Below are 22726 nucleotides of genomic sequence, written 5' to 3' on the forward strand. Positions count from 1 at the left end.
CGACCCATGAACGCCATCACCCGCCGCGGTTTCCTCGGCCTCTCCGCGGGGCTGTCCGCCGCCGCCGTCGCAGGCTGCGGCAGCGGCCCGACCGGCGCGGCGACCACGCCGAAAGCGGGTGGCAGGCTGCGCGCGGCCTTCGCCGGTGGCGGCGCCAAGGAGGTGCTCGACCCGCACCTGGCGAACCTGTTCGTCGAGGCGGCGCGGTCCAAGGCGCTGTTCGACAAGCTCGCCGACCTCGGCCCCGACGTCGCCGCCCAGCCCCGGCTCGCCGAGCGGTGGGAGCCCAACGCCGACCTGACCCGCTGGCGGATCACCCTGCGCCAGGCCGTCTTCCACGACGGCAGGCCGGTGCGCGCCGCCGACGTGCTCTCCAGCTACGCGCGCATCCTCGACCCGGCACGCGGGTTCCGGGCCAGGTCGAGCCTGTCGGTCATCGACCTGGCGAACAGCCGGGCCGTCGACGACCGCACAGTCGAGTTCGCGCTCACCCGGCCGTTCGTCGAGTTCCCCAACGTGCTGGCCGCCTTCGGCGCCTACATCGTGCCCGAGGGCGCGGAGGACTTCAGCAGGCCGGTCGGCTCCGGCCCGTTCGCGTTCGTGTCCTTCGAGCCGGGCAAGTCGGTGCTGCTCAAGCGCAACCCGGACTACTGGGAGGGCGCGGCGCACCTGGACGAGCTGCAGTTCGTCATCGCCAACGAGGAGTCGGCCCGGGTCAACGCGCTGCTCGGCGGGCAGGTCGACTACGCGCACGACCTGACGCCCACCACCGCCCGCGCGCACGCCTCCGGCGACCGGATGACGGTCGTGCGCTCGCCCAACAGCGCCGTGCAGGCGTTCGCGATGAAGCTGGACCGCGCGCCGTTCGACAACCGCGACCTGCGCGAGGCGATGTTCCTGCTGGCCGACCGGCCGCAGCTGGTCGAGTCGACGCTCGCTGGCGCGGGCCAGGTGGGCAACGACCTGTACGGCAAGGGCTACCAGTACTACGCCGACGACATCCCGCAGCGCGTCCGCGACCTGGACAAGGCCAAGCACCTCATCCGCAAGGCGGGCGCGGAGGGCATGACCATCCGGCTGAACACCTCGACAGCGGCGGCCGGGATGGTCGAGGCCGCGACGATCTTCGCCGACCAGGCCAAGGGGTCCGGCCTCACCATCGAGGTCGTCACCGGCAACAAGGACACCTACTGGGCGGACATCCTCAAGGACGGCGTCATGTCCAGCTTCCGCTCCGGGGCGATGCCCATCGAGACGCACATCGCGCAGCGGCTGCTGTCCACGTCGGGCACGAACGTCACCAAGTGGGCGCGGCCGGGGTTCGACGCGCTGTACGAGAAGGCGGTGTCCACGGCGGACGCGACCGCGCGCGCCGCGGTCTACGGCGACATGCAGCGGATGCTGCACGCCGAGGGCGGCTACCTGATGTGGGGCTTCGCGGACTGGATCGTCGGCACGGCCACGACCGTCGGCGGCGTGTCGACCGCGCCCGCGAACACCCTGGACTGGGCGCGCTTCGACAAGGTGTGGCTGGGGTGAGCCTGTCCCGCTACGCCCTGCGCCGCCTGCTGTTCGGGGCGGTGCAGGTCCTGGCGGTGGTGACCGCGGTGTTCCTCATGGTGCACGCCCTGCCGGGCGACGCCGCGGTCGCCCTCGCCGGGGACGACCCCGATCCCGAGCGGGTCGAGGTCATCCGGCGCGCCCTCGGCCTGGACCGGCCCGTGCTGGAGCGGTTCGGCGAGTGGCTGTGGGGCCTGGCGCGCCTGGACTTCGGCGCGTCCGTGGTGTCCGGGCGGCCGGTGGCCGACACGCTGGTGGCCGCGCTGGGCCCGACGGTGGTGCTGGCGGTGCTCACCCTGGTCCTGCTGGTGCCGCTGGCCGTCGCCGCGGGCGTGGCGGGCGCGCTGCGCGAGGGCGGCCCGCTGGACCGGGCGCTGACGTCGGTGACGGTCGGGCTGCACTCGATCCCGGAGTTCGCGCTGGCGATCGTGCTGGTCGCGGTGTTCGGCGTGGGCCTGGGCTGGCTGCCGCCGACCGCGGTGGGCGTGGACGTGCTCGCCGAGCCCGCGGTGCTCGTGCTGCCGCTGGTCGTGCTGCTGGCCCGGCCGCTGTGCTCGATCAGCAGGCTCGTGCGCGCGGGCATGCTCGACGCGCTGGCCTCGGACTACGTCCGCCACGCCCGGCGGCTGGGCGTCCCGCCCGGACGGGTGCGCTTCGCCCACGCCCTGCCGAACGCGCTGGCGCCCGCGGTGCAGCAGGTGGCGCGCACGACCGACTGGCTGCTCGGCGGGGTGATCGTGGTGGAGGCCGTGTTCGTGATCCCCGGCCTGGGGACGGTGCTGGTGGACGCGGTCGCGGCCCGCGACCTTCCGGTGGTGCAGGGGCTCGCGGTGGTGTTCGCGGTGACGACCATCGCGGTGAACCTGCTGGCCGACCTCGTCGCCTTCCGGCTGGCCCCGAGGGCGGCGGCATGAGGCGCGTCCGGCCCGCTGCCGTGCTCATGGTGGCCGTGCCGCTGCTGCTGGCCCTGGTCGGGCCGTGGTTGGTGCCCGCGGAGCAGGCCCGCACCGCCCCGTTCCTGCCCGACGGCCTGCTGGGCACCGACTTCGTGGGCCGCGACACGTGGTACCAGGTGCTCGACGGCGGCCGCAGCGTCGTGCTCGTCGCGCTGGCCGCGACCGCGCTCGCCTACGCCGTCGGGGTGCCCTGGGGCGTGACGGCGGCGACCGCGCGGCTCAGGATCGTCGACGAGGTCCTGATGCGCCCCCTCGACCTGCTCCTGGCGGTCCCCTCGCTGCTGCTGCTGATCGTGCTCGCCACGGTCGCCGGGCCCGGCGTCGCCGTGCTCGTCGGCATCGTGGCGCTCATCGCCTTCCCGGACGTGGCGCGCATCGCCAGGGCCGCGGCGCTGGAGATCGGCGGACGGCCCGCGCTGGAGGCCATGCGCATGCAGGGCGAGTCGTGGTGGCGCACCTCGGTGGTCTACATGGGACGCTCGATGGCCCGGCCGCTGGCCGCGGACGCGGGCGTGCGGCTCACCTCGTCGCTGTACCTGGTCGCCTCGGCCAGCTTCCTCGGCGTCGGCGTGCCGCCCGACGCCGCCGACTGGGCGGTGATGGTCGACCGCAACCGCACCGGGCTGTTCCTGCAGCCGTGGGCCGTGGTCGTCCCGGCCGTGCTCATCATCGCCCTGTCCGTCGGGCTCAACCTGCTGTTCGACCGCGCCCTGCGGAAGGAGCCGCGATGACCGTCGTCCGCGTCGAGGGCCTGCGCGCGCAGGCGCGGGGCCGCCCGCTCGTCGACGGGGTGGACCTCGCCGTCGACGCCGGGCGGGTCCTGGCCGTCGTCGGCGAGTCGGGCAGCGGCAAGACCACCACCGGCATGGCCGTGCTCGGCGAAGCCGCCCCGGGCGTCACGGTCACCGGCACGGTGACCGTGACCGGCCGCGTCGGCTTCGTGCCCCAGCACCCCGCCGCCGCGCTCAACCCGGTGCGGCGCCTGCGGAAGGTGTTCCGCGAGCTCGGGCCGCCGGAGGCCGTCGCAGCCGCGCTGCGCCGCGCCCGGGTCGACCCCGACCTGCTGGACCGCTACCCCCACCAGCTCTCCGGCGGCCAGCAGCAGCGCGTCGTGCTCGCCCAGGTGCTCGTCGGCGATCCGGCGGTGATCGTCGCCGACGAGCCCACCACCGGCCAGGACGCGATCACCCGCGCCGAGGTCGTCGCCGAGCTGGCCGAGGTGGTCGGCCAGGGCGTCGCGCTGATCCTGCTGACCCACGACCTGGACGTGGTGCGCGCCCTCGCCGACGACGTCGTGGTGCTGCGCGCGGGCCGGGTCGTGGAGGCCGGGCCTGCCGACGACGTGCTCACCGTGCCGAGGGACCCGTACACCAGGGCGCTGATCGACGCCCAGCCCCGGCTCACCACGCCCGACGCCGCCGACTCCGCGCCGCCGCTGCTGCGCGTCGCGGGACTCACCGCCCGGCACCGCGCCACCCACGTCCTGCACGGGGTGGACCTCGCGGTCGGCGCGGGCGAGTGCCTTGCCGTGGTCGGCCGCTCCGGCAGCGGCAAGACCACCCTGGGCCGCTGCCTGGCGGGCCTGCACGAGATTTACGACGGCGATGTCCTGCTCGACGGCCAGCCCCTGCCGCGCTCGCTGCGGAAACGCGACCGCGTCGCGGTGGCCCGCGTCCAGTACGTCTTCCAGGACGCGCGCGCCTCCTTCGACCCGCACCGCACGGTGGTCGAGCAGGTGGCGCGCACCGGGGTCCGGCTGCGCGGCATGACCGCGGCCGCGGCCCGCGAGTCGGCGCTGGACCGCCTCGCCGAGGTCGGCGTCGACGCGGCGAAGGCCGAGCGCGCGCCGTCGGGCCTCTCCGGCGGCGAACTGCAGCGGTGCGCGCTGGTCCGCGCGCTGCTCGCCCAGCCCGACGTGCTCGTCTGCGACGAGATCACCTCCGGCCTGGACACGCTCATCCAGGCCGGGCTTCTCGACCTGCTCGCCGGGCTGACCTGCGCCGTCGTCCTGATCAGCCACGACATGGGCGTCGTGGCGCGGCTGGCCGACCGGGTCGCCGTCCTGCACGCGGGGCGGCTCGTGGAGCACGGCCCGGCGCACGCGGTGCTGGCCGCCCCCACCCATCCCGTCACCACCGGCCTGTTGGGCCAGACCACCAACGAGGAGGCAAGCAAGTGACAGAGCACGGCCCCTACAGCGTCCGCCGCGCCCGCAAGTCCGATGTGGACGGCGCGCGCAGCGTCATGCTGGACACCTTCTACCACGACTTCGGCGTCGGCTACCGCCCCGAATGGCACGCCGACGTCATCGACATCGAGGGCAGCTACCTGCGCGAGCCCCGGCACGCCCTGTTCGTGGCGTGCAAGGGCGACGAGGTCGTGGCGACCACCGCGGTCCGCGCGACCGGACCGGCGAGCCCGCCGCACCCCCGGTGGATCGCCGAGAAGTACGCGGGCCCCGGCACCGCCCAGCTCTTCCGGGTGTACGTCCGCCCCGACCACCGCCGGGCAGGCCTGGCCCGCGCGCTGGTCGCCATGGCCGTGGAGTTCGTCGCGGCCGACCCGGCCTACGCCGCGCTCTACCTGCACACCGACACCCGCGTCCCCGGCGCGGAGCCCTTCTGGCGCGCGGTCGCCACCGAGATCCACGACGCCCGCGACGGCGACCACCGCACCCCGGAGACCGTCCACTTCGAGATCCCGCTGCGCCGCGGCGCCACGCCGCGCGTGGTCTAGGGCAGCGCGAAGGCCACCGTGTCCACGTCGCCGACGGACGAGGCGCGGTGGACTCCCGTGAAGACGACGAAGAGGCCGTCGCGCAGGAAGGCCAGCTGGTTGTCCCCGCGGAAGGCGAACGACCGGACGTGGGTGTTCAGGCGGTCGTCCTCGTGGGCCTTCGGCCCGATCGGCATCAGCGGCGCGAGCGCGCCGGTGTCGGGATCGACCGAGTAGAGGATCCCCATGCCGCCGTTGGGGTCCTCGGGCCGGTAGGCGGCCACGCTGCCGTCGGCGGTGGCCACCAGGCTCAGCGTGCGGCCCGGCTCGATCCCCGTGCGCCACGCCCGCTCCCCGGTGCCCAGGTCGAACGCCACGAGCTCGTTGCGGCGGTCCGTGGCCTCCATCCCGGGAGCTGCCCGCGGGTCGCCGGGGTTCACCCGGACCATGACGGTCGTGAGGATCACCTTGTCGCCGACCACCTTCGCCATCTCGCAGGTGCCCATCGCCCATCCGTCGCAGGCCGACATGTAGTCGCCCCGCGTCCCCCCGGTGTACTCGGCGATCCGCACCGTCCTGCCCGACCCCGGGTCCACCCGCATCAGCCGGGTGTCGCCGCCCGAGTGCCCCAGCTCGACCACGAGCGGGTCGAGCGACAGCACGCCCAGCACCGGCAGCGGCTCCCCGTCATCGCCCTGGGGCGTGACCCACTCCCAGACCATCTTCAGGTCGGCGCCGAACGAGCGGAGCCGGATGTCGCTCTCCTTGCCGTTGTCGCACTCGGCCTGGGCGAGCAGCAGATCGCCGAACAGCGCGGCCTTGGTCGACTTGCAGGCCGCGTCCGGCTTCGGCGTCGACCGGACCGCGCCGTCGTCGATGGCAAGGACGCGCGTGCCCGCCCGGCTCGGGATCACGACGTGCTCCCCGAACACCACGGGCACGTCGATCCGCACCGGCACGCGCTCGATCGGCGGGAGGTCGACGGTGAAGACCTCCCTGCCCGCGCCGATGTCGACCACCGTCAGCTTCTCGCACGTCTGCGGCGACTTGTCCCCGGTGGCGACCAGCAGCGCGACCCGCAGGCCGGAATGCCCGACCGACGACGGGCACCGGTCGTCGTCGACCTCGCCGACGGGAAGCTCCCACGCCGTCTCGCCGGTCTTCAGCTCGTAGGCCACCACCCGGCCGGGCAGCCTGCGCACCAGGTGCTCGTCGGTCACCCAGTGGTCGTCGGCCCCGACCGCCTCCGGCGCCAGTCCCTGGTCGACCTGCCAGACCACCTCGGCGGCGCCGACGGCCTCGACCGCGGCCGCGTGCTCGTCGCCCCCGGCCGTGCCGCCCCCGCCGTCGCCGCGCGTCCACAGCCACACACCCGCCGCCGCGGCGATGACGACCACCGCGGCGACGACGCTGACGATGATGATCCCCGTCTGCCTCTTGGGCGGCGGCGGAGTCCACTGAGGACCGGGCAGCGGGTAGGGGCCGTACGGGCCCGCGGGGTACTGCTGCGGTGGCCGACGGCCTCGCGGATCATGGTAGGTCATGGGACTGCCATCCTGGACTTTGCCGACCCCTGCGCGGCAAAGCTCCCCCGCACCAAGGCGAACGTGTTGTCGCTGTTCGACAGTAAGTGCGGGGCGACACCCGTGGTGTCGGGCGAACACCCGACAGCGCGCGGTGAGGCGCGTTACACGATCACTCCCGGCTGGCGCGCAGCTCGGTCAGGACCAGGTCGATGACCGGCGAATCCTGGGCGCCCTCGGGCACAGCGGCGAAGAGGTGGCGGCGCGGCGCCGGATCGGCGATGGGCCGGACGACCAGGCCGTCGGGCAGGGAGCGCTGCGCGAGGCGCGGGATCAGCGCCACGCCGTGGCCGTGCGCGACGAGCTGGGCCACGGCCTGCCAGTCGTTGGTCTGGTGGACGATGTCGGGCACGAACCCGGCGGCGGCGCACGCGGTGGCGGTGATCGCCCCGCAGCACCCCTGGCCGTCGCCGGACACCCAGGGCTCGGTCGCCAGCGCGGTGAGCGCGATCCGCTCCTCGCCCGCCAAGGGGTGATCAGCGGGCAGGGCGGCGTCCAGTTCGTCCGGGCCGAGGTCGACGCGGTGGTAGCGCGGGTCCGCGGTCGCGGGGGACCCGGCGAAGCTCACCGCGAGCCCGACGGTGATCCGTCCCGCGTCGAGCTGGTCGAAGAGGGCGGGCGGCTCGGCCTCGCACAGCCGGATCCGCAGCGCCGAGGCCGCGGCGCGGACGCGGTCCAGGAACCGCGGGAGCAGCCCGGTGATCGCGGTGGGGAACGCGCCGACGGTGACCGCGCCGTGGGTGACGTCGTCCCAGGAGTCCAGGTCGTGGCGGGCGCGCTCGATCCGGGCGAAGACGGCGTCCGCGTGGTCGAGCAGCCGCCGGGCGCGGGGCGTCAGCACCACCCGCCTGCCCTCGGGCCGGGTCACCGGGAACCCGAGGTGCCGGGAGAGCCCGGCGAGCTGTTGGGACACCGCCGAGGCCGTCAGGTGCAGGGCCGCCGCGGTCGCGGTGACGCTCCCCCGCTCCCGGAACTCCCGCAGCACCCGCAGCCGCCGCAGGTCGTCCATGAAGTCGACGCTTAACGGTGTCATTCACACATCGTAGCTGGACCTAATGCGTCACCGGCCGCAAGCTTGGGGCCATGGGCGACCTGAGACTGGGCATCGTCGGGCTGGGCGCGATGGGCGCGGAGATGCTCGCCGTCGCCGCCGCGCACCCGGACTTCACCGTGCCGCTGGCGGCCGACCTCGACGACGGCGCGGTCGCCCGGCTCGCCCCCGCCCATCCGGGCGTCGCCTTCGGCACGGACCCCTGGGCGGTGGTCGACGCCCCCGACCTGGACGCCGTCTACCTCGCCACCCCGCCGTCGTCGCACGCTCCCCTGGCCGTCGCCGCGCTCGACGCGGGCAAGGCGGTGTTCAGCGAGAAGCCGCTGGCCATCGGCCTCGCCGACGGGCGGCGCATGCGGGACGCCGCCGCGCGCGCCGGACGGGCCAACGCGGTGAACTTCGCCCTGTCCGACCGTCACGCCGTCCTCGAGGTCGAACGCCTGCTCCATGGGGGTGGGGCAGGAACGGTCCTCGGCGTCGACATCCGGCTGGCGTTCCCGCGTTGGCCCCGCGACTTCCAGTCCGGGGCCGTCTGGCTGGCGGGGCGGGCGCAGGGCGGCTTCCTCCGGGAGGTGGTGTCCCACTTCGTCTACCTCACCGACCGCCTGCTCGGCCCGCTCCGCGTGGACCAGGTGAGCACCGACTATCCGACCGACGGCAGCGAGACCGCCGCGCACGGACTGCTCCGCGCGGGCGAGACACCCGTGCGCGTCGCCGCCATCGCCGGACAGGCCGGACCCGAGCTGTACGAATGGGTCCTCTGGGGCACCCGTCGCTCTTACCTGCTGCGCGACTGGTCCGAGCTCTACACCTCCGATGGCGGCGACTGGCGCCCGGTGCCGCTGACCGGCGACCGCGGCTCCGAGCACACCCGCCTCACCCTGTTCGCCGCCGCGATGCGCGGCGAGCACCCCGCCGACCTGGCCGACTTCGCCACCGCCCTGCGGGTCCAGGAGGTCGTCGAGACGTTCCACCGGACCGACTGACCTGCCGCCGAACCGCCATGCCCGAGAAGGGCGGCGGCCGGTCAGGCGAGCCGCGGCAGGGGCATCAGCGCGTCCACCGCGTACGGCGCCAGCCGGGCGGCCAGGTCCTCCTGGGGACGCCGGGGCGACACCAGCCTCGGCTGCTGGAGCCTGCCGTCGAACAGCCCGCGCACCCAGCGCGCCACCTTGTGCGGCGCGGGCAGCAGGTCGTGGCCGAACCACGCCTGGACGAGCAGGTCCTCGCCGCTGTGCGTCTCGACCGCGGCGGCCCAGCCGCGCTCGTCGTCCCACAGCAGGGCCACGTCGCGGTCGGGATAGCCCGGCAGCCGACCGTCCAGCGCGAGGTAGACGCCCAGCGGCTCGGCCTGCACGTAGGAGCACTCCCCGGACAACCCCAGCCGCTCGGTCACCTCCCGGACGTACCCGTGCAGGCCCCGCACCACCAAGTCGTCGAAATCCACCTTCACCACTCGCCGCCTCTTCCCGAACCGCCGACCACTCCGGCGCCGCGATCGAATTCCCCGCCCCGGCGAGCGGCCAAACGGTGCGCCGACAGTGATCAGCGTCACGTTCGGGTCACGGGTTCACAGCGAGGCCCACCCGCAGCGTGCCGGTCCCGGCGAAGGCGGTGTTCACGTAGCCGGTCAGCCATCCGCAGCCCCCGAACTCCGGCATCGTGAATGCCCCGCTCACCCCGGTCAGCGGCCCGGAGAGCGGGATGTCGACCGGCGCGGCGGCGCGGCAGTCCGGGGTCGGGTGCGGCGTGCCGAACCAGCTGATCGTCGGCGCGGACAGGGTGGTGGTCAGCCTGCCCGTGAGCACGCCGTCGGCGAGCGCGCCGGTGATCTCGGCGGGGCCGAACTCGACGGCGACCCGCATGCCGCCCCACACCGTCGCGCTGGACGCGTCGAGCGCGCCGGTCGCGGTGAGGGTGCCGCCGTCGAGGGTGGCGCTGAGCGCGCCCGCCACCGGGAGGTCCGCGCGCCAGGGGCCGAGCACGGCCGCGCCCGTGACGCGGTAGACGAGCCGGTCGGGCGCGGTCCGCACGAACACCGGGACGCTCGCGTCGCTCTCCTGCCCGATGGTGTCCCGCGAGCGGACGGTCACGGGGTACTCGGTGTCCGGCCGGAGCCCGGTGATGGTCGCGCGCGGTTGCAGGACGGTCGCCACGACGTCGTGCCCGACGTACACCGCGTAGTCGCGGATCGGCAGGAGCGTGCTCGACGCCGTCCACTCCACGGTGACCGTGCCCGGGTCGGTCGCGGTCCGCGTGATCACCGGTCGGGGCGGCCGCTCGTCGATGACGTTGTCCACCCGCACCGCGCCCATCACCCTGTCCTGGCCGGGCGCGGGCGCGCACCCGAACTCGACGGGCTCGGACCACCGCCGCCCGTCCGACACCGACCAGGTCACGATCGCCTCGCCTGCGGAGAACTCGGTGAGCCCGAGCGCCACGTCGAACACGTGCCTCGGGAACACGCCGTGCGCGGTGAACGCGAAGCCGCCCTCGTCCGGCACGGCGGTCTCCGGGATGTCCCCGCCGACGCCGCGTGCCTCGTCGGCGAAGGCCACCGACAGCTCCAGATGACCCCGCACCGCGCGGACCCCGTCCGCCCGCAGCGCGGCGGCCACCTCGGCGGGAACCGACACCTCGGTGGACACCAGGAACGGCGCGGTCGGCACCCGAGGCCACGCCCGCACCGGAAGCTGTTCCAGGACAACCACACCGAGGGACACCGCCCCGACGTCGGGCATCGCGCACCCGTAGGTCAGATCACCCGTGTCCGCCGCGGCGACGGGCACACCGGCCCAGCCGGACACCGCGACCAGCGCCGCGACAAGGAGCCTTCGCATAGCAGCATGATCAGCACTCGCTCCCCGCCGGGACACCGCTGAACGGCCCCTCGCGCAGTGCTCCGCCACGGCTGCCGTGCATCTGGACGTCCGAGCGCCGGATTACCGACAGTGACCACCGGTTCGTGGAATGGACGACCGGTCCGACGCGTGTTGCGGTTGGTGGGCAGAGGTTCCCCGCATCCGGAGGTCATCGTGACGGACGAGAGGTCGCCGATCGCGGCGGAGCACGCCGCGGAGCTGTCCACGCTGCTCGGCGACTACGACCTGTCCTCGGTGCCGGGGACCTCGTCGCTGGCGGCGTGGTTCCTCGGCCCGAAGGCGGAGAACGAGGAGTTGCTGTCCCGCCTGGTGCTGCGCGCGGTGAAGGCGCACTGCGACGACCGGCGCTCGGACTACCACGACGACCCGCCGTACGTCACCGAGGAGATGAAGTCGGGCGAGGAGTACCGGGGCAGCGTCCGCGAGATCGAGAAGCAGCTGGAGGTCCTGCTGAAGGCGCTGGAGCGGTCGGTGCCCTTCTGCAGCTACCGCTACCAGGCGCACATGAACTGGGACCTCACCCTGCCCTCGATCGTGGGCTACTTCGCGGCGATGCTCTACAACCAGAACAACGTCGCCGTCGAGGGATCGCCCGTCACGACCCTGCTGGAGACCGTGGTCGGCGACGACCTGTGCCGCATGCTCGGCTACACCGTCCCCCGCGACGAGAACGCCTCGCCCCGCCCGTGGGGCCACATCACCTGCGACGGCACGGTCGCCAACATCGAGGCGCTGTGGTCGGCCCGCAGCCTCAAGTACTACCCGATCGCCGTCGCCGAGGCCATCCGCCGCGAACACGACCTGCGGCCCGCGGGCGACATCGAGGTGTCCCTGCCGGACGGCACCCGGCACTGCCTGCTGGACCTGGACCCGTGGTCGCTGCTGAACCTGCCCGTGGACGAGGTGCTCGACCTCCCGCGCCGCATCGTCGCGGTCGACCCCTGCCTCGCCGACGAGCTCTACGCGGTCAACAACCACACCATCCAGTACCTCGGGTACGAGCAGTTCGCCAAGAAGCACCTGGGCGGCGAGGTGAAGCCGCCCGTAGTGCTGGCGCCGATCACCAAGCACTACTCCTGGCCCAAGGCCGCGATGATCCTGGGCATCGGCGAGCAGCACCTGCTCCCCATCGAGGTCGACCTCGACGCCCGCGCCAGGCCCGACCACGTCCGCGAACTGCTCGGCGAGTGCGCCGCGGAGAGGCGGCCGGTCCTGGCCCACGTGGTGGTGCTGGGCTCGACGGAGCAGAGTTCGGTGGACCCGCTGGCGGAGATGCTGCGGATCCGCGCGGACTTCCACCAACGCAACCTGACCTACCCCATCCACGTCGACGCCGCCTGGGGCGGCTACTTCGCCTCCCTGCTGCGCCCGGGGCCGCTGGCGGAGACACCCGAGCTGTGGATGAGCGAGTACGTCACCGCGCAGTACGAGGCCCTGCCGCAGGCGGACTCCATCACCATCGACCCCCACAAGGCGGGCTTCATCCCTTACCCCGCAGGCGGTCTGTGCTATCGGAACAAGGCCCAACGCGAGCTGATCAGCATCTCCGCCCCCTACGTCTCGCATGGCGGCGTCGACCCCAGCGTCGGCTTCTACGGCATCGAGGGCTCCAAACCCGGAGCCGCCGCCGCGGGCGTCTACCTCAGCCACCGCGTCATCTCCACCGACCAGAACGGCTACGGCAAGCTGCTGGGCAAGGCCCTGTTCAACAGCAAGCGCTTCTACGCCGCGATCGTGACGATGGCGACCGACAACGACCCGTTCGTCATCGTCCCCTGCCAACGCCTCCCCGCCGAACGCACCCATCCCGGCGATGAGGCCAAACTGAACGAACAACTGGCCTTCATCCGGGAACGCATAGTCCCCAAGACGAACGACGAACTCCTGGCCGACCCCGAAGCCCTGCGACTGCTCCAGGAGCTGGGCTCAGACCAGGTCATCATCGCCTACATCATCAACTTCAAACGCGACGGCGTCCTGAACCCGCGCGTGGACGCCATGAACGCGCTGAACCGGCAGATCTACCACGCCCTCAACATCACCCCCTCCCAAGCCGTCGGCCATCAGCCCGCCACTCCCCTGCCACCCCTGATCGTCACCGGCTCGCAGTTCTCCCCGGACATCTACGGCCCGTCCTACCTCCACCGCCTCCGCACCCGCCTGGGCATCGAGGACGGCCGCACACAACCCCTCGACTACCTGATCTCCACAACCATGGACCCCTGGGTGACAGACACCGCGACGGGCGACTTCACCCCTACCCTGATCACCGCCCTCCGCGACACGGTGACCCGCATCATCCGGGAGAACGAGACCGCCGACATCCCACTCCCGATCCCCACCCAGGCCCAAGACAGCCCCGCCCCGATGACCCCGAGCAAGCCCTGACGAAGCCCAGCCACCAACCGCGTACGGCCGCACCTCAGCCCCTCTTGGCCCCACACCACCGCAATCACAGCCTGCCCGCACCTACGACGAGCCACCGACGTCCCGCAACCGGCGCGTCGGCGATGAACGACGCTGGTGAGCATGTCTCCCCCGCGCCTGCCGCCGCTCGCCCTCAGTGCCGGGCTTCCACCGTCCACTGGCGGAGCTTCTCGGGGTTGCGGATCGCCCAGATGCGGGTGACGCGGTCGTCGGCGATGTCGAAGGCGTACACCGAGACGGTGACGCCGTCCCGCTGGGCGATCAGGCCGGGCTGGCCGTTGACCGTGCGCTCCAGGAACGTCTGGTCGCGGAACCGGTCCTCGAGGTGCGCCAGGGCGCGCACGATCCGGTCCGCGCCGGTGACCGGGTGCAGCACCGTGCTGACCAGGCCGCCGCCGTCGGCGACCACGGTGGCGTCGGGGTCGAGGAGGCCGATGAGGGCGTCGATGTCCTTGGTTTCCCACGCCCGCTTGACCTTCCGGACGACCTCGGCGTCGCGGGACCGCCGCCGCGCGGGGGCGTCGGCGGCGCGGACGCGGCGGCGGGCCGACGAGGCCAGCTGGCGGCAGGCGGCCGGGGTGCGGCCGACGATCTCGGCCACATCGGCGAAGGGATAACGGAAGACGTCGTGCAGGATGAACGCGACGCGCTCGGCCGGGGTCATCGATTCGAGCACGACGAGGAAGGCCATGGTGACCGACTCGTCGAGGGTGACGCGGTCGGCCGGGTCGACGGCCCGCCCGGTGGTCCACTCGTCGGGGTCGGGGAGCGGCTCGGGGATCCACTCGCCCACATAGGTCTCCCGCCGCACCCGCGCCGAGGAGAGCACGTTGAGGCACAGGCGGCCCGCCACCTTGGTCAGCCACGCGCCGGGGCACTCGATGGCGGCCTGCTCATCGCGGGACATGGCGTACCAGCGGGCGTAGGTCTCCTGCACCACGTCCTCGGCCTCGGCCAGCGAGCCGAGCAGGCGGTACCCGAGGTTGAGCAGCCCGCGCCGCTCGCCCATCACCGCGCTCAGGCCGTCGTCCGGTTCGGTCACGTTCCCCACTCCCCCTGGATCGCGTCGGTCTCACCACTACGACAGGGCGGCGCGGCGGAATGTGACGTCCGCGCGCCGCCTCACATCGCGGCGCCCCGCCTTGTCGATGAGGCGCGCCCCGATCGGGGCGACCTCCACGAGAAGGGAGACCTCCCCATGTCCGACCCGGCCACCAGGGTCGTCGTCATCGGCGGCGGCTACGCGGGCGCGATGGCGGCCAACCACCTGCGCAAGCGCGACGACGTCGGCGTCACCGTCGTCAATCCCCGTGCCGAGTTCGTCGACCGGATCCGGCTGCACCAGTTCGTGGCGGGCACGGGCGAGGCCGTGCACGACTACGACAGCCTGCTCGGCGCGGGAGTCGGGCTGGTCGTCGACAGCGCCCGGCGCATCGACGCCGCGGCCAGGACCGTCCGGCTGGCCTCCGGGCGCACGCTGGACTACGACTACCTGGTCTACGCCGTCGGCAGCACCGGGTCGGCGCCCGCGTCGGTGCCGGGCGCTGCCGAGTTCGCCCACGACGTCGCCGAACTCGAACCCGCGCGGCGGCTGCGCGCCAGGCTGGCGGAGCTGCCCGCCGACGCGCCGGTGACCGTGGTCGGCGGCGGGTTGACCGGCATCGAGATCGCGGCCGAGCTGGCCGAGCGGGGCCGGTCGATCACGCTGGTGTGCGGGCGGACCCTGGCGCCGTCGCTGAGCGCGTCGGGCCGCCGGTATGTCGCCAGATGGCTGTCCAAGCACGGTGTCACGGTGCTGGAGGAGGTCGTGGGCGAGGTGCGGGCGGACGCGGTCGTCTTCGCGGACGGGGCGGTCCGGCCGAGCGCGCTGACCATCTGGGCGGGCGGGTTCGGCGTGCCCGGCCTGGCGGCGGCGAGCGGGCTGCGCACCGACGGGCTGGGCAGGCTGCTCACCGACGAGACGCTGACCAGCGTGGACGACGAGCGGATCGTCGCGGCCGGGGACGCGGCCGCGCCGTCGGGCAGGCCGCTGCGGATGAGCTGCTACGCCGCGGCGCCACTCGGGGCGCAGGCAGCCGACACCGTGCTGAGCCGCATCGCGGGGACCGACCCGGCGACGGTCGACGTGGGCTTCCTCGGCATGTGCGTCAGCCTCGGCAGGCGCGCGGCCCTCCGGCAGTTCGGCCGCCGGGACGACACCGCGATGAACGTCTGCTTCGGCGGGCGCGCCGGGGCTGCGTACAAGGAGCTGACCTGCAACCTGGGGGTGTGGAAGATCCGCCGCGAGGCCCGTTCGCCGGGGTCGCTGCGGTGGATCAGGGGCGTGGCCCGCTCGTAGCGACCCGCTGATCATCGCCCCGCGCCCCAGTCCCAGTCGGTGAGCGCGGCCCGCATGCGTCGGGCGGCGGCCGATAGGTGCGCATCGGCGGCCCAGTAGAGGGTGACGTCACGGCGGCAGTCCGGGTCGTCGACGGCGATCCACGCGCCGGGGACCCGCGTGGCGGCGCGGCGGGCGATGCCGGGGACGAGGCCGATGCCGAGCCCGGCGCTGATCAGCTCGGCGATGACGCTGGGCTCGTCGCCCTCGCAGACGATCCTCGGCGTGCGCCCGTGCGCGGCGAAGAGGCGGTCGAGCAGCCTGCGCAGCCAGTGCCCCTCGCGGGCGGTGACGAACGGCTCGTCGAGCAGTTCCGCGATGCGCACCGAGGTCCGGCCCGCCAGCGGGTGGTCGAGCGGCGTGCCCACGCCCACCGCGTCGGTGAACAGCCGCGCGGACTCCAGGCCGTCGGCGTGCAGCGACTGCGAGGCGACGCACAGGTCGACGTCCTGCGCGCGCAGGCGGCGGGCCATGTCCTCGGCGGGCGACCAGTGGAGCGCGATCTCGACGGCGGGGTGGTCGCGCTTGTAGGCGGCCAGCGGCGCGGTGAGCGTCAGGAAGGTCTCCGACGCCAGCCGCACCGTGCCGGTCCCGCCGCCGACGGCCTCGGCGACCGCGCGCCGTCCCGCGTCGAGCTCGCCGAGGGACCGCTCGACGTGCGCGCGGAAGATCCGGCCCGTCTCGTTCAGCCGGAGCCTGCCGCCTCGGTCGAACAGCGGCGCGCCCAGCTCGCCCTCCAGCCGGGCGATGGTGCGGCTCAGCGAGGGCTGGGCGACGCGCAGCTCGTCGGCGGCCCGGCTGAGGTGCTCCAGCCGGGCCACGACCAGGAACTGCCGGAGCGAGTTCAGGTCCACCATGCCTCCCGAGGCATAACGCCATAGCAATACTGATCTTGGACATGATGTCTGAGTGATCATAGCGTCTGGAGTCATGGTGAGACGGCCGAGCGAGTGGGTGTTCCGAGGAGTCGTGAGCGCGCACGTGGTGGCGGCGGTCGGGCAGCCCGTGTTCGCCGGGGTGTACCTGACCGGCGACTTCGACGGCCTGCGCTGGCACGCGGTCGGGGCGGACGTGGTCACCTCGATCGGGCTTCTGCAGCTGGTCGCGGCGATCGCGGTCTGGGCGCGACTGCGCCGGGCGTGGCCGTTCCTGACGACGTCGGCGGTGGTGGTCGCGGAGACGGCGCAGTACTTCGCGGGGCTGAACGGTGCGCTGTGGCTGCACGTCCCGCTGGGCGTGATGACCATCGCCGCGCTCGTCGTGCAGTTCATCGCCGTCTGGCGGAATCCCCTGGCGCGGACGGAGAACGGGCATGTGTGAGGGCATGAGCAGGCGGCGGGTGCTGGGCATCGGCGGGGCGCTCGGGCTGGTGGCCGCCACCGGGCTGTCGACGGCGGCGGCGCTGGCCCGCAGGCCGTCGATGACCGGGGCAGTGCTGCGCAGCGCCGTGCCGCTGCCGCCGCCGTTCCAGGCGCCGCTGCCGATCCCCGCCGTGCTGGAGCCCGTCGGCGACGGCCGGTACGAGATCACCCAGCGCGAAGCGGTCGCCGAGATCCTGCCCGGCCTGAAGACTCCACTGTGGACGTATGAGGGCACCTTCCCCGGGCCGACCATCGAGTCGCGGCGGGGCAGGCCCATCACGGTGACGCACCGCAACGAGCTCCCGGTGCCCACCGTCGTGCACCTCCACGGCGGCCGGACCCCGGCGTCGTCCGACGGCTACCCGACCGACCTGGTCCTCCCCCATGGCCACACCGCGTCGCACGCGATGCACGACCCGCGCGCCGTCGTGACCACGCTGACCCGGGACTACACGTTCCCGCTGGACCAGCGGCCCGCGCTGCTCTGGTACCACGACCACCGCATGGACTTCACCGCTCCGGCGATCTGGCGCGGCCTTGCGGGGCTGCACGTCGTCCGGGACGACGACGAGGACGACCTCGGCCTGCCCGCCGGGGACCGCGAGCTCCCGCTGATGATCTGCGACCGCGCGTTCGCCGCCGACGGCGGCCTCGCCTACCCCGCACTCGACCCGGCCCTGCGGGAGCGGCCCGGCGTGCACGCGGCCTACCTGGGCGGGGTCCTGGGCGACGTCATCCTGGTCAACGGCGCGCCGTGGCCCGTCCACGAGGTCGATGCCGCCCGCTACCGCCTGCGCGTCCTCAACGCCTCCAACGCCCGGCACTACGAGCTGGCGGCGGTCACCGACGACGGCCGTCCGGTGCCGCTGGTGCAGATCGGGTCCGACCAGGGCCTCCTTGCCGCCCCGGTCCCCCACCACCGCCTGCCGATCGCTCCCGCGGAACGCTACGACGTGGTCATCGACTTCAGCCAGGTCCGCCCGGGCGGGCGGGTCAGGCTCATCAACCACCTGGGCGCCGACCGCACCCGCGACGTGATGGCCTTCCACGTCACCCGCCGAGCCCCCGACGACAGCCGCGTCCCCGACGTCCTCTCCACCGACCTGCCCACCTGGCGGCGATCCGAGGCCACCACCGTCCGCGACTTCTCCTTCCGCGCGGGCCACACCCCGCACGGCCGCGGCTGGGTGATCGGCGGGCTCCCGTTCGACCCCACCCGCACGGACGTCGCCACCACCCTCGGCGCCACCGAGGTCTGGCGGCTGATCGCCGACGTCCACCACCCCGTCCACCTCCACCTGGTCGGCTTCCGGGTCCTCTCCCGCGGCGGCCGCCCGCCGCTCCCCCACGACGCGGGGCTCAAGGACACGGTCTCCCTGCGCCCGGGCGAGGCGGTGGAGATCATCACCCGGTTCGACGGATACCGCGGGCGCTACCTGTTCCACTGCCACAACGCGGAGCACGAGGACATGGGCATGATGGCCAATCTGGAGATCACCTAGCCCGCCGTCCGGCATCATGTGGCATGCGCTGGCTGCTGACGACCGACATCGACGACTTCCTCGCCCGCACCGACGACTTCCTGCGCTCCCGCCCCGCTCTGCACACGACGCAGCTGTCCGTGGCCGAGAAGCTGCGCACCCGGGGGGCGGACGCGTTCGGCGGACGGCCCCTGCTCGGCCGCCTGGAGCACGCGGGCGAGGTCCACGCCGTCTGCTACCGCCTGCCGACCTCCGGCCTCGGCGTCACCGCGCTGACGCCCGACCAGGCCGACGCCCTCGCCGCCGACCTGCACGCCCTCGGGCACGCCCTGCCCTACGTCAGCGCCGAGCACGCCACCGCCACCGCCTTCGCCCAAGCCTGGCAGCGGCGGACCGGCGCGACCCCGTCGGTGCGCGTGCGACTCCACCTCTACCGCCTCGGCACCCTCACCCCACCCGACCCGTCCCCCGCGGGCCGAGCGCGCCCGGTGGGCGGGCAGGACCACGACCACCTCCTGGGCTGGTGCCGCGACCTCGCCGCCGACCTCGGCGAGAACGTCACCATCACCGCCGACACCTGGCCCACCACCCGGTTCGCCGAGAAGACCTACACCTACTGGGAAACCCACGACGGCGTCCCGGTCTCCATGGCGGGCCTGAACCCCATGGTCGCGGGCCAGGTCCGGGTGGACCCCGTCTACACCCCCGCCCGCCACCGCCGCCGCGGCTACGCCGCCGCCATCACCGCCGAGGTGAGCCGGGCCGCCCTGACCGCGGGCGCCACCGACGTGGTCCTCTACACCAACGCCGCCAACCCCACCAGCAACGCCCTCTACCGCCGCATCGGCTACCGCCCCATCGCCGACATCGACGTCTGCGACTTCACCTAGAGGGCGAGCCGTCCTGCCACCTCCGGCGACGGCTATGTTCCAGCCGTGACCGAACCGTCCGACACCAAGGCCGCCTACGACGCCGTCGCGCCCCTCTACGCCGAGCTGTTCAGCGACGTGTTGGAGACCCTGCCGCTGGAACGCGCGATGCTGGCCGCGTTCGCCGAGCTCGTGCGGGCCCAGGACGCGGGCCCGGTCGCGGACGTCGGCTGCGGGCCCGGCCACGTGACCGCGCACCTGCACGCGCTCGGGCTGACCGCGTTCGGCGTCGACCTGTCCTCCGAGATGGTCGCCCTGGCCCGCCGCGCCCACCCGGGCCTGCGCTTCGACGAGGGGTCGATGACCGACCTGGACCTCGCCGACGGCGTTCTCGGCGGCGTTCTCGCGTCCTACTCGGTCATCCACATGCCGCCGGGGCGACTGCCCGCCGTGTTCACCGAGCTCCACCGGGTGCTGGCTCCGGGCGGCCACCTGCTGCTCGGGTTCTTCGCGGGCGACGACCCGCTGCCGCGGTCCTTCGACCACAAGGTCACGCTGGCCTACCGCTGGTCGCCGGACAGCCTCGCGGACCTGTTGCGCGAGGCCGGTTTCGCCGAGGTCGGCCGGATGGTCCGCGAGCCCCACGCGGACGAGCGGCAGTTCCGCCATGCCCAACTGCTGGTCCGCAAGCCCTGATCACGACGCGGAGTTGAGCAGATCCTGCCGCGACGTGCCCAGCTTGCGGAGGGTGTTGGCCACGTGCTGCTCGACGGTGCTGCGCGAGATGAACAGGGTCTCGGCGATCTCCCGGTTGGTGTGGCCGCGCGCGAGCAGATGGGCGATCTCCGCCTCCCGAGGGGACAGGCGGTTGCCGTACCCCCTCCTGCCGCGGCGGGACGGGATCGCCGCGCCCGCGGTGCGGGCCAGGTGACGGCAGCGGGCGGCCGCCATGGCGGCGCCCATGCGCTCGTAGTCCTGCGCCAGCCGGTGCAGGGCATCGGTGTCGACCGGCGGCTGGCACGCGGCGTGTTCGGCTAGGCGGGCGGCGTGATAGGGAAGGTCGAGCGCCCGGTGACGCTCGGCCGCACTGTCGAAAGTGGACCGATCCGGGCCGAGGTAGGCCCTCGCGGCGGCCAGCGCGGCCGCAGGATAGGGAGCGTCGAGGGTGGTGAGCGCGGCGTCGAGTTCGTCCGCCAGCGCCCGCGCGTCGTCCGGTCGGCCCGCGGCGAGGTAGGCCTGCACGGCCTGCGGCACGAGGTCGCCCGCCCACGACCAGACTCCCTTGTGCCGCAGGAGTGCCACACCGCTGTCCGCGAGCGCACTGGCGGACGCGATGTCGCCGCGGTCGAGCCGCAGGCTGATCATCCCGCCGGTGGCCGCGATCGCGACCGGGGCGACCGCGGAGTCCGGGTCGGACATCCGGGTGGCCAGGAAGCACCGCTCGGCGCGGGACCAGTCGGCGTGGGCGAGCGCGAGCCAGCCCTGGACCAGCCGCATCTCGCTGACGATGGGCAGCGAGTGCGGGTTGGCCTCGCCGAGGGCGTCGGCGCGCCGGTCGAGACCGGCCCAGTCGCCCGCGAGCCAGTCGAGCCGCACGGCCGTGGCGTCGCCGATGTCGCGCACGTAGGGCGCCGCCGCGCGGACGGCGTGGGCGACCCCGCTGCGCAGGAACTCGCGCGCCCGCTCGTAGTGGCCGGTCCAGGCGTAGGTGTCACCGAGGTTGCAGTGGGCTCGAGCGAGTTGCTGGACGTGGTTGTGGTCGGCCGGGTCGACCTCGCTCGGCAGGAGCCGGATCATCTCGTCGACGCCGGGCGCGCCGATCTCGTGCCGGGACTGCAGGATGCTGGCCAGCAGCGTCGTCCGGGTGGCCCCCGGCGGCAGCCTGCCGATCCGCTGGCAGATGACGTCCTGCCAGCGGCGGCACTCGTCGATCGTCTGGGTGCCGAAGTAGGGCATGGCCAGCAGCGCGATCCCGCGCAGCCGCCGGTCGTCGTCGGCGGCGGGCGGGCGCTTCATCGCCGCGGTGATGGCCTCGGCGCTGTTGGCCAGGTCGCCCGGCGTGCGGGCCATCAGCAGGGCCACGGTCACGTCGATCTCGGCGCGCGTCTGCTCGGTGAGCCTCGGGTCGGTGCGCAGCCGGTCGAGCACGGCGATCACGGCGTCGTGGCGGGTGTCGCTCAGCGCGCAGCGGCCCAGCGCGGTGATCAGCCGGGGCAGTTCGGCGGCGGGCAGGCCCGGCGCGGCCACGAGCGCGCGGAGCTGGTCGATCGCCACGTCCTGCTGTCCGGCCGCCATGGCCAGTCCGGCGGCGCGCTCGCCGTGCCGCAGCCACGCCGCGAGGTCGCCCGCACGCCGGGCGTGGGTGGCCAGCCGCAGCGCGGGCGCGCTGTCGGCCAGCACCCGCAGGGCGCGCCCGTGCAGGTGCGCGCGGTCCGGCCCCGACAGCGCCTCGTACACCGCGCGCCGCGCGAACCAGGTCCGGTGGTCGTACCGGCCGGGCGCGACCTCCACCAGGAGGCCGCGGGTGTCCTCAGGACGAGCGGTGGGACGGTCCGCCGCGGCGCGCAGGAGATCGGCCGACGCGGGCTCGCCGAGGACGGCGGCGGCCTCGACGAGCGCCCGCGCCGCCGGGGACAGCGCGCGCACGGCGTCCGCGACGGCGTCCCTGACGAGCCCGGGCACCGGGGCGTCGTCGAGGAGCGCGGCCGCGGTGCGCCGGTCTGCGCGGTCCAGCGGGGGCAGCACGCCGAGGGCCTGCTCGACGAGGAACGGGAACCCTCCCGTCCGTTCCCAGAGCACCTCGGCCGCGGCCTCGGACACCGGGCCCGCCAGCGCCCAGACGCCCGCCACGTCGAGCGGGCCGACCGACACCGTCGCGGCCGCGTGGGCGCCCAACTCCCGGACCGCGCGCACGGCGTCGCCGGTCAGGTCGTCGGGGCGGTAGACCACCACGAGCGTCAGACCCGGCGGCGGGTCCGCGGCGATGACCGGCAGCAGCCGCAGGGTGTCCGCGTCCGCCCACTGCACGTCCTCGATCACGAGCACCGCGCGGCCGATGGCGGCCACCAGGTCCCGCACCGCGTCGAACAGCGCGGCCGGGCGGGAGTGGGCGGGAAGCAGGTGCGCCAGCTCCGGCAAACGGGAACGCAGCGCGCCCGCGGCTGACCGCACGCTACCGAGTCTGCGGCAATCCGCGAGCAATTCTATGAATACCCCCAGCGGGAACGGGTCCCGTGGTGGCAGACAACGTCGGGTCGCCACGTGCACGCCACGCAGCACCGACACCGATTCGGCTACCAGCCGCGATTTCCCGACCCCGGCCGCGCCCTCGACCAGCACCACGCCGGGCGGCCAGTTCACCGCGTCGGCCAGGGCGGCCAGCTCGCGCTCGCGTCCCACGAACCTCGGGACCAGTCCGCTACGCACGAATCCGAGAGTAGGCATGCCGGGCCCGCAGCGGAACC

The 22726-nt window shown here is 73.9% G+C and carries 19 protein-coding genes; 12 read left to right on the plus strand and 7 right to left on the minus strand.

Annotated elements, in window-relative coordinates:
• Positions 1-6 precede the first annotated feature (6 nt).
• The 5 genes from Actkin_RS21105 to Actkin_RS21125 are packed head-to-tail and all read left to right on the plus strand — an operon-like array spanning position 7 to position 5252.
• Entirely contained in the window at positions 7-1539 is a 1533-nt protein-coding gene (locus Actkin_RS21105) for an ABC transporter substrate-binding protein (RefSeq protein ID WP_258903934.1), read from the plus strand.
• Positions 1536-2474 carry an ABC transporter permease gene (locus Actkin_RS21110; RefSeq protein WP_258903935.1) on the plus strand — a complete coding sequence of 313 codons (939 nt, stop codon included), beginning with the start codon at positions 1536-1538 and terminating at the stop codon, positions 2472-2474. The genes Actkin_RS21105 and Actkin_RS21110 overlap by 4 nt, the downstream gene beginning before the upstream one ends.
• Positions 2471-3247 carry an ABC transporter permease gene (locus Actkin_RS21115; protein ID WP_229786953.1) on the plus strand — a complete coding sequence of 259 codons (777 nt, stop codon included), beginning with the start codon at positions 2471-2473 and terminating at the stop codon, positions 3245-3247. The genes Actkin_RS21110 and Actkin_RS21115 overlap by 4 nt, the downstream gene beginning before the upstream one ends.
• Entirely contained in the window at positions 3244-4695 is a 1452-nt protein-coding gene (locus tag Actkin_RS21120) for an ABC transporter ATP-binding protein (protein ID WP_258903936.1), read from the plus strand. The genes Actkin_RS21115 and Actkin_RS21120 overlap by 4 nt, the downstream gene beginning before the upstream one ends.
• Entirely contained in the window at positions 4692-5252 is a 561-nt protein-coding gene (locus Actkin_RS21125; protein WP_258903937.1) for a GNAT family N-acetyltransferase, read from the plus strand. Before Actkin_RS21120 ends, Actkin_RS21125 begins: the two co-directional genes overlap by 4 nt.
• Here the strand turns inward: Actkin_RS21125 and Actkin_RS21130 are convergent.
• The gene (locus tag Actkin_RS21130; protein WP_258903938.1) at positions 5249-6775 is read right to left on the minus strand and encodes a PQQ-binding-like beta-propeller repeat protein; all 1527 of its coding nucleotides are present in this window, start codon (positions 6773-6775) and stop codon (positions 5249-5251) included. The two genes, Actkin_RS21125 and Actkin_RS21130, sit on opposite strands and share 4 nt — an antisense overlap.
• 151 nt (positions 6776-6926) lie before the next feature.
• The gene (locus Actkin_RS21135; RefSeq protein WP_258903939.1) at positions 6927-7847 is read right to left on the minus strand and encodes a LysR family transcriptional regulator; all 921 of its coding nucleotides are present in this window, start codon (positions 7845-7847) and stop codon (positions 6927-6929) included.
• A 50-nt stretch (positions 7848-7897) separates the two neighbouring features.
• On the opposite strand from Actkin_RS21135, the gene Actkin_RS21140 reads away from it, so the two are divergent.
• A complete protein-coding gene (locus Actkin_RS21140; RefSeq protein ID WP_258903940.1) occupies positions 7898-8851 on the plus strand; it encodes a Gfo/Idh/MocA family protein in 954 nt (317 codons plus the stop codon).
• A 41-nt stretch (positions 8852-8892) separates the two neighbouring features.
• Here Actkin_RS21140 and Actkin_RS21145 read toward each other — a convergent pair whose 3' ends face one another.
• Positions 8893-9321, minus strand: coding sequence for a DUF6292 family protein (locus Actkin_RS21145; protein WP_189211231.1), 429 nt, complete (start codon positions 9319-9321; stop codon positions 8893-8895).
• Between the two features lie 106 nt (positions 9322-9427).
• Positions 9428-10705, minus strand: a complete 1278-nt coding sequence (locus tag Actkin_RS21150) for a fibronectin type III domain-containing protein (protein WP_258903941.1) — start codon at positions 10703-10705, stop codon at positions 9428-9430.
• Between the two features lie 195 nt (positions 10706-10900).
• Between Actkin_RS21150 and Actkin_RS21155 the strand changes: the two genes are divergently transcribed.
• Positions 10901-13135, plus strand: a complete 2235-nt coding sequence (locus tag Actkin_RS21155; protein ID WP_258903942.1) for a pyridoxal phosphate-dependent decarboxylase family protein — start codon at positions 10901-10903, stop codon at positions 13133-13135.
• Between the two features lie 172 nt (positions 13136-13307).
• Here the strand turns inward: Actkin_RS21155 and sigJ are convergent, their stop codons facing one another.
• Positions 13308-14216 carry an RNA polymerase sigma factor SigJ gene (gene sigJ / locus Actkin_RS21160; RefSeq protein WP_396122783.1) on the minus strand — a complete coding sequence of 303 codons (909 nt, stop codon included), beginning with the start codon at positions 14214-14216 and terminating at the stop codon, positions 13308-13310.
• A 156-nt stretch (positions 14217-14372) separates the two neighbouring features.
• Here sigJ and Actkin_RS21165 point away from each other — a divergent pair, with 156 nt between their 5' ends.
• Complete coding sequence (locus Actkin_RS21165) at positions 14373-15512, plus strand: NAD(P)/FAD-dependent oxidoreductase (protein ID WP_258903943.1); 1140 nt, start codon at positions 14373-14375, stop codon at positions 15510-15512.
• Positions 15513-15523: 11 nt separating this feature from the next.
• On the opposite strand, the gene Actkin_RS21170 is transcribed toward Actkin_RS21165, so the two are convergent.
• Positions 15524-16405, minus strand: a complete 882-nt coding sequence (locus tag Actkin_RS21170) for a LysR family transcriptional regulator (RefSeq protein ID WP_258903944.1) — start codon at positions 16403-16405, stop codon at positions 15524-15526.
• A gap of 115 nt (positions 16406-16520) precedes the next feature.
• On the opposite strand from Actkin_RS21170, the gene Actkin_RS21175 reads away from it, so the two are divergent.
• From Actkin_RS21175 to Actkin_RS21190, 4 genes are read left to right on the plus strand one after another with little or no spacing between them, the layout of a single operon-like run.
• Complete coding sequence (locus tag Actkin_RS21175) at positions 16521-16871, plus strand: hypothetical protein (protein ID WP_258903945.1); 351 nt, start codon at positions 16521-16523, stop codon at positions 16869-16871.
• A complete protein-coding gene (locus tag Actkin_RS21180; RefSeq protein ID WP_258903946.1) occupies positions 16864-18414 on the plus strand; it encodes a multicopper oxidase family protein in 1551 nt (516 codons plus the stop codon). The genes Actkin_RS21175 and Actkin_RS21180 overlap by 8 nt, the downstream gene beginning before the upstream one ends.
• Before the next feature lie 23 nt (positions 18415-18437).
• Positions 18438-19283: a GNAT family N-acetyltransferase gene (locus tag Actkin_RS21185; protein ID WP_258903947.1), complete on the plus strand. Its 846-nt coding sequence runs from the start codon at positions 18438-18440 to the stop codon at positions 19281-19283.
• A gap of 45 nt (positions 19284-19328) precedes the next feature.
• Entirely contained in the window at positions 19329-19958 is a 630-nt protein-coding gene (locus Actkin_RS21190) for a class I SAM-dependent DNA methyltransferase (RefSeq protein ID WP_258903948.1), read from the plus strand.
• Here the strand turns inward: Actkin_RS21190 and Actkin_RS21195 are convergent, their stop codons facing one another.
• Positions 19959-22688 (minus strand): AAA family ATPase, encoded by a 2730-nt coding sequence (locus tag Actkin_RS21195; protein WP_258903949.1) that lies wholly within the window; start codon positions 22686-22688, stop codon positions 19959-19961.
• Positions 22689-22726: the final 38 nt, after the last annotated feature.

Origin of the sequence: Actinokineospora sp. UTMC 2448 (genome assembly GCF_024760565.1) — a bacterium.
Lineage (GTDB): Bacteria > Actinomycetota > Actinomycetes > Mycobacteriales > Pseudonocardiaceae > Actinokineospora > Actinokineospora fastidiosa.

What these genes read in the sequence shown, in the direction of transcription:
- Actkin_RS21105 (WP_258903934.1), top strand. Translation starts at nt 7, where the DNA reads ATGAACGCCATCACCCGCCGCGGTTTCCTCGGCCTCTCCGCGGGGCTG.
- Actkin_RS21115 (WP_229786953.1), top strand. Translation starts at nt 2,471, where the DNA reads ATGAGGCGCGTCCGGCCCGCTGCCGTGCTCATGGTGGCCGTGCCGCTG.
- Actkin_RS21120 (WP_258903936.1), top strand. Translation starts at nt 3,244, where the DNA reads ATGACCGTCGTCCGCGTCGAGGGCCTGCGCGCGCAGGCGCGGGGCCGC.
- Actkin_RS21130 (WP_258903938.1), bottom strand. Translation starts at nt 6,775, where the DNA reads ATGACCTACCATGATCCGCGAGGCCGTCGGCCACCGCAGCAGTACCCC.
- Actkin_RS21135 (WP_258903939.1), bottom strand. Translation starts at nt 7,847, where the DNA reads ATGACACCGTTAAGCGTCGACTTCATGGACGACCTGCGGCGGCTGCGG.
- Actkin_RS21140 (WP_258903940.1), top strand. Translation starts at nt 7,898, where the DNA reads ATGGGCGACCTGAGACTGGGCATCGTCGGGCTGGGCGCGATGGGCGCG.
- Actkin_RS21150 (WP_258903941.1), bottom strand. Translation starts at nt 10,705, where the DNA reads ATGCGAAGGCTCCTTGTCGCGGCGCTGGTCGCGGTGTCCGGCTGGGCC.
- Actkin_RS21165 (WP_258903943.1), top strand. Translation starts at nt 14,373, where the DNA reads ATGTCCGACCCGGCCACCAGGGTCGTCGTCATCGGCGGCGGCTACGCG.
- Actkin_RS21180 (WP_258903946.1), top strand. Translation starts at nt 16,864, where the DNA reads ATGTGTGAGGGCATGAGCAGGCGGCGGGTGCTGGGCATCGGCGGGGCG.
- Actkin_RS21185 (WP_258903947.1), top strand. Translation starts at nt 18,438, where the DNA reads ATGCGCTGGCTGCTGACGACCGACATCGACGACTTCCTCGCCCGCACC.